The 6,707-nt window shown below is 25.1% G+C and carries 5 protein-coding genes; all 5 read left to right on the top strand.

All coding sequences use genetic code 11. From position 1 onward, the window contains the following. Nucleotides 1-189 precede the first annotated feature (189 nt). The 5 genes from tyrS to HMPREF0216_RS04030 all read left to right on the top strand — a co-directional run bounded on the left by tyrS (nt 190) and on the right by HMPREF0216_RS04030 (nt 6,692). On the top strand, nt 190-1,383 hold the full coding sequence (tyrS, locus tag HMPREF0216_RS04050) for a tyrosine--tRNA ligase (protein ID WP_005211498.1): 1,194 nt from the start codon (nt 190-192) through the stop codon (nt 1,381-1,383). Nucleotides 1,384-1,470: 87 nt separating this feature from the next. Next, on the top strand, nt 1,471-1,950 hold the full coding sequence (locus tag HMPREF0216_RS04045) for an NUDIX hydrolase (protein WP_005211497.1): 480 nt from the start codon (nt 1,471-1,473) through the stop codon (nt 1,948-1,950). 170 nt (nt 1,951-2,120) lie between these two features. Continuing rightward, nucleotides 2,121-3,302, top strand: coding sequence for an SAM-dependent methyltransferase (locus HMPREF0216_RS04040; RefSeq protein WP_005211495.1), 1,182 nt, complete (start codon nt 2,121-2,123; stop codon nt 3,300-3,302). Nucleotides 3,303-3,468: 166 nt separating this feature from the next. Beyond that, on the top strand, nt 3,469-5,373 hold the full coding sequence (locus tag HMPREF0216_RS04035; protein ID WP_005211481.1) for a sensor histidine kinase: 1,905 nt from the start codon (nt 3,469-3,471) through the stop codon (nt 5,371-5,373). A 317-nt stretch (nt 5,374-5,690) separates the two neighbouring features. Next, nucleotides 5,691-6,692 carry a Gfo/Idh/MocA family protein gene (locus HMPREF0216_RS04030; RefSeq protein ID WP_005211480.1) on the top strand — a complete coding sequence of 334 codons (1,002 nt, stop codon included), beginning with the start codon at nt 5,691-5,693 and terminating at the stop codon, nt 6,690-6,692. The last annotated feature ends 15 nt before the right edge of the window (nt 6,693-6,707 follow it).

Genomic DNA, 6,707 nt, shown 5'->3' with positions numbered 1-6,707 from the left:
AATAAAATAATTATTTTCCTCCTACTCGATATTTAAAAATAATTGCGCAATTAAAATATATATAATTTCTTAAATTGAAGTGCACATCAATTAAGAAAAAAATTAAATACTTAGTTAAGTATAATTAATAACAAATAAAAAAGTAAATTGTTATAAAAAGTATAACAGATATTTAAAGGAGGAATAGTAATGAAAAGTATAGATGAACAAATTAGAATAATTTCCAAAGGTGTAGATGAAATAATAGGTTTAGATGAATTAAAGGAAAAGTTAGCTAAGAATAAAACATTAATAGTAAAGTTAGGATTAGATCCAAGTGCTCCAGATATACATTTAGGGCATACTGTAGTTTTAAGAAAACTTAAGCAACTTCAAGATTTAGGTCATAAAATTATAATTATAATAGGTGATTTTACTGGAAAAATAGGAGATCCAACAGGAAAATCGCAAGCTAGGAAGGCTTTAACAACAGAACAGGTTTTAGAAAATGCAAGAACTTATGAAACACAAATTTTTAAGGTTTTAGATAAAGAAAAGACAGAAGTAAAGTTTAATAGCGACTGGTTATCTAAGATGAATTTTGAAGATGTAATAAAATTAGGTTCAAAGATGACAGTAGCAAGAATGCTTGAAAGAGAAGATTTTAAAAAGAGATATGAAAATCAAATGCCAATATCAATTCATGAATTTTTCTACCCTTTAATGCAAGGATTCGATTCTGTACAGTTAAATGCTGATATTGAATTGGGAGGTACAGATCAAAGGTTTAATTTACTTATGGGAAGAATGTTACAAAAGGAGTTTGGGCAAGAGCCGCAAACTACAATAATGATGCCATTACTTGAAGGACTAGATGGGATAAATAAAATGAGTAAAAGCTTAGGAAATTACATTGGTATAGATGAAGATGCAGCAGTTATGTTTGAAAAAGTTATGACTATCCCAGACAATTTAATAATTAAATACTTTGAATTAGTAACAGATGTTCATCCAGATAAGGTTGATGAGATAAAGAATTCATTAGAAAATGGCATGAATCCAAGAGATGTTAAATTAGAACTTGCAAGAGAAATAGTAGAATTATACCATGGAAAATGTGCAGTTCAAAGTGCAGAGCAGAGATTTAAAATAGTGTTTCAAAAGAGGCAAATACCAGATGATATAAAAACTGTAGAATGTCTAATTTCTAATTTTAATTTAGCAGAAATAATTGTAAGTAATGGATTAGCAAAGAGTAAAAATGAATTTAGAAGATTAGTAACTCAAGGTGGAGTGAAAATAAATGGAGAAAAAATAACTTCATTAGAGACAATAAAAGAAACTTCTGAAATTATAGTTCAAATAGGGAAAAAACATTTTATTAAGATAGTATTAAAGCAATAAAATTCTTATTTATCTGTAGCATTGATTTATGTAAAGGTAAGATATAAAATATTATTACAAAATATGGTATATAAGTGAGGGGTAAGTATGAAATTTCCAACACATATAGTAGCTGCAGGGGCATTAGTTACTAATCAAAAGAATGAGGTTTTATTAGTGAAAAATCCACATAGGGGATGGGAATTTCCTGGTGGACAAATTGAAAATGGAGAAGATTTAATACAAGGAGTAAGTAGGGAAGTTTTTGAAGAGTCAGGAATTGAAATAAAAGTAGATAAGTTAGTTGGAGTTTATTCCAATACAAAGTCATATATTGGTTGGGATAATAAGACATTTGTACCTACTAAAGTTATATTTGATTTTTTGGCAACAGCAATAGGAGGAAGTTTAAAGACCAGTGAAGAAAGTGTTGAAGTAGGATGGTTTGATAGAGATGTTGTATTAGACATGATAAGTGAAGAGTGGATAGTAGATAGGATGAAAGATATGTTAGAATTTGATGGACAACTTATATATAAGGTATATTCATCTAGACCTTATGAAGTTTATAGAGAAGAAAATATTTAGAATATATTTTCATTAGAAAAATGGTGCTATTTTGAATTTAGCACCATTTTATTTTTAGTAATATTACTATAAAATAATAAATTAACAATATAATTTATTATTAATTTATACATAAATGGTTAAATTTATAAAAATATGTTCATACTACAACAAGAGAGGAGAGTTGTTATATGAATTTAGAAAAAACTTTTTTAAAAACTTTCTTAAAAAATTTTGAGGAAGAGTCATTTCAGGTAAACTTTTGGGATGGTGAAGAACTTCTTATTGGAAATGGAGAGCCACAATTTAAGGTTTTAATAAATAAACCAATAGATAAGAAAGCATTGTTAAATAGTACATCATTAGCTTTTGGAGAAGCTTATATGGATGGGGATGTTGAATTTGATGGAGATTTATTTTTAGTATTAAACACTATATTAAAATACATAAATAAATTTAATACTAATCATAAAGCATTACCACAAATATTTCATAAGGTTACAAATAAGTCTAAGCAAAAAGAAGAAGTAACTTCGCATTATGATATAGGTAATGATTTTTATAGTATTTGGTTAGATAAAACTATGAGTTATTCTTGTGGATATTTTAAAAATGAAAATGATTCATTAGAAGAAGCTCAAATGAATAAAATTAATCACATATTAAAAAAATTGAATTTACAAGAAGGCCAATCATTATTAGATATAGGTTGTGGTTGGGGAACTTTATTGATTGAGGCAGCTAAACAATATAAAGTAAGGGGATTAGGTATAACATTAAGTGAAGAACAATATAAAAAGTTTAGTGAAAGAATAAAAGAAGAACATTTAGAAGATTTGTTAGAAGTTAAAATTATGGATTATAGAGATTTAAAAAAATCACATTTAACCTTTGATAGAGTCGTTAGTGTTGGAATGCTTGAACATGTGGGGCGTCCTAATTATAATTTGTTTTTTGAAAATGTAGATTCAGTATTAGTAGAGAGCGGAGTATTTTTATTACATTATATAAGTGGTTTAAAAGAATCAGAAGGTGATGCATTTATAAAGAAATACATATTCCCAGGTGGTGTTATTCCTTCATTAAGAGAAATTATAAATATTTCGGCAGAGTATGATTATCATACAATAGACATAGAGAGCTTAAGATTGCATTACACAAAGACATTACTAGAGTGGTATAAGAATTTTAGTGACAATATAGATAAAGTAAAAGAGATGTTTGATGAAAGATTTATTAGAATGTGGAGTTTATATTTATGCTCTTGTGCAGCAACATTCAATAATGGGGTAATTGATTTACATCAAATATTATTTACAAAAGGTGTAAATAATAAATTGCCTTTAACACGTGAATATCTATATAGCAAATAGAAAATTAAAGTTTATGTATGAACATCAATAGATAATTAATAGAATTTAAGTGTTGCAAATAATATAAGAGTAGGTAGTATTATGGTAATTTTGGATAATATATATAAAAAATAGAAAAAATGTAGTATAATACTGTTTATATAATTTTATTGAACAGGAGAAATTGATGAAAGGACTAAAGATTAAGATTTGTTTAGTAATAAGCATAATTTTAATATTGATTTGTGCACCAACAAAAATTTATGCAGCTGAAAAACAAATGAATAAATTAAATGTATTATTTATTACTTCTGGCGACTATAACTCGGAGAATTTCAATGATCAAATAAGAGGTATAAAAGAAGGAATGAATAATAATGTTAACATAAGGATTGAACATATGGATATACCTTGTAGTAATGATAAGGAACAAGAAGAAAAGTTCTATAGATTAATAAGCTATAATATTGAAAGTTATGGAGGATTTGATGCTATTATAGCGGCTGATGATAAAGCTTTAGAATTTTGTTTAAAATATAGAGAGAGTTTATTTAAAAGTATGCCAGTTGCGTTTTTAGGCGTGAAAGATGATAGAATTATAAAAAGTGCTATAGAACATGATTTGGTAGCTGGTGTTAAAGAGTTTGAAACAATTGAGGATAATATAAAAATCATAAGAGAAATTCATAAAAATATAGATAGAATTATATTTATAGATAATGATGAATTTAATAATGATATTATTAAAAAATATAATGAGTTTACTTATGAAAATATTAGTACAAAAAAACTATCTCTTGAAGAATTTGAAAATAAGTTATCAAAATTAACTAGAAGAGATGCAATAATTGTGATTTATCCTAATAAATTAAGAGACCAAGATTTAAGCTATTTAGAATTTAATAAATTAATAGTTCAAAACTCTCCAAATACGCCAATATATAATGCTTCAAGTTGTTTTTGGGGAGAAGGTAGTATCGGTGGAAAAGTAATTGATTATTTTAATCAAGGTGAAAAAGTTGGAAAAATAGTTTTAGGGATGATTAATGGCGATGATCCTAAGATGTTAAATATATTAGATGATAGTACAAATAAATATATATTTGATTATACTGCTTTGAAAAAATTCTCAGTAAAAGTAAGAGATTTACCTAAGGAGGCTGAGATTATAAATGACCCAATTGATATACTAAAAGAGTATAAGTATATTATTATAGGAATAATTATTGGAGGTATGGCTTTAATTTCTATAGTTATAACATTAATGTTATATATTAAATATGAAAAAAATTATGAGAAAAAAATATTAAAGGCAATGCATAAGGCAGAGGAAGCAAATAAATTAAAAACTCATTTTATATCTAACATAAGTCATGAATTAAAAACACCAATAAACGTAATTTTATCAGCTATACATCTTGCAGAAATAAAAAATATAGACGGAGATACTAAAAATTATGGTATTATAAAAGAAAATTGTTATAGATTAATAAGACTTTTAAATAATATTATTGATGTAGAGAAGTCTGAGGTGAATGATTTACAATTAGAAATTAAAAATACTAATATTGTAAATTTGATAGAAGATTTAGTTTTATCAATAGTACCATATGCTGAACATAAAAATTTGAATATAATATTTGATACAAATGAAGAAGAAGTTGTAATGGCAGTTGATGTTAATAAAATTGAGAGAATTATATTAAATTTATTATCAAATGCTATAAAATTTTCAAAGGATAATGGAAATATTGAAGTAAAACTAAAATTTACTGAAGAGATACTAGAAATAAGTATAGAAGATGATGGAATAGGCATTGAAAACACAGATATAGATAGAATATTTGAAAGGTTTATTCGTGTAGATAATACTTTTTGTAGGAAAAATGAAGGTAGTGGTATAGGGTTATCTATTGTAAAATGCTTTGTAGATCTTCATGAAGGAAGAATTTTAGTTTTTTCAGAAATTAATAAAGGAAGTAAATTTGTGGTTGAAATACCTAGAAAAGTAATAGAAGAAGAGAATAATTTTAATTTAGAGGATAAAATTAGACAAAATATAAAAATAGAGCTTTCAGATATATATATTTAAAAAAATAGCAAATGAAATAATACTTTAATATGTTATTTCATTTGCTATTTTTATATTGTAATTTAATAAAAGTTTATAAGTTTTTTATTATAGATTATTTGATAATTAATACAATTATAAATTTGTTATTAATGAGATTGCTCTTATTTTTAAATAGAATTTTATACTTGTCTGAAATTGATATTTTTAAATTTAAATAAATAGTATTAGTATGTAGAAAAGATATATGATTAAAAAATAATGAAATATAAATATGTTATAATGTATTTACATTATTAAGTTTATTATATGTATTTAAGAAAAATTAATTATGGGGTATGAATATGGATGATAGAATAATTAGATTTGGAGTTATAGGAACAAGTGAAATTACACAGGTATTTTTAAAAGGAGCTAAGTTAGTAGAGAAGTTTAAATTAGCAGCAGTATATTCAAGAAAAGAAGAAACTGCACGAGAATTTGCTGATAAGTATGGTGTAAAAACTATTTTTACAAGTTTAGAAGAAATGGCAAAAAGTGATGAAATAGATGCAGTTTATATAGCATCACCTAATAGTTTTCATGCTAAACAAGCAATTATATTTATGAAAAATAGAAAACATGTTTTATGTGAAAAAGCATTTGCTTCTAATATAAAAGAAGTAGAAGAAATGATAAAAGTAGCTAAGGAAAATAATGTAGTTTTAATGGAAGCAATGAGAACTACACTTACACCAAATTTTAAAATTGTTATGGAAAATATATATAAATTAGGGAAGATAAGAAGATATTTTTCGAGCTTTTGTAAATATTCCTCCAGGTATGATAAGTATAGAGAAGGAGTAGTTTTAAATGCATTCAAAAGAGAATTAAGTAATGGAGCATTGATGGATATAGGAGTATATACTATTTATCCAATGATTACTTTATTTGGAGAGCCTAAAGAAATAAAAGCAACTAGTTATATGCTTGAATCAGGAGTAGATGGTGAAGGATCAGTTATATTTAAATATGATGAAATGGAAGGTAGTGTAATATATTCTAAGATATCAAATTCATATTTGCCAACAGAAATACAAGGTGAAGAAGGGACTATGATAATAGATAAAATTAATGAAGTTAATTCTGTAAAGATAGTCTATAAAGATGGAAATATTGAAGAACTATCTACTAACCAAGAAGATAGTATGTGTTATGAAATAGATGAGTTTGTAAATCTTATAATTAATAATAAAAAAGAATCTAATATAAATTCTTTAGAGAATTCAAAAATAGTAATGAAAATAATGGATAATGTAAGAAGTCAAATAGGGTTGGAATTTATTGCAGATAAAAATTAATTAATGATAAATAAC

The organism is Clostridium celatum DSM 1785 (assembly GCF_000320405.1).
GTDB lineage: Bacteria > Bacillota > Clostridia > Clostridiales > Clostridiaceae > Clostridium > Clostridium celatum.
The sequence above is the reverse complement of the archived record's forward strand: the minus strand, read 5'-3'. Positions and strand labels throughout refer to the sequence as shown.

Excerpts from the sequence above, each read along its gene's own strand:
- tyrS (WP_005211498.1), top strand. The coding sequence starts at position 190 with ATGAAAAGTATAGATGAACAAATTAGAATAATTTCCAAAGGTGTAGAT.
- HMPREF0216_RS04045 (WP_005211497.1), top strand. The coding sequence starts at position 1,471 with ATGAAATTTCCAACACATATAGTAGCTGCAGGGGCATTAGTTACTAAT.
- HMPREF0216_RS04040 (WP_005211495.1), top strand. The coding sequence starts at position 2,121 with ATGAATTTAGAAAAAACTTTTTTAAAAACTTTCTTAAAAAATTTTGAG.
- HMPREF0216_RS04035 (WP_005211481.1), top strand. The coding sequence starts at position 3,469 with ATGAAAGGACTAAAGATTAAGATTTGTTTAGTAATAAGCATAATTTTA.
- HMPREF0216_RS04030 (WP_005211480.1), top strand. The coding sequence starts at position 5,691 with ATGAATATGGATGATAGAATAATTAGATTTGGAGTTATAGGAACAAGT.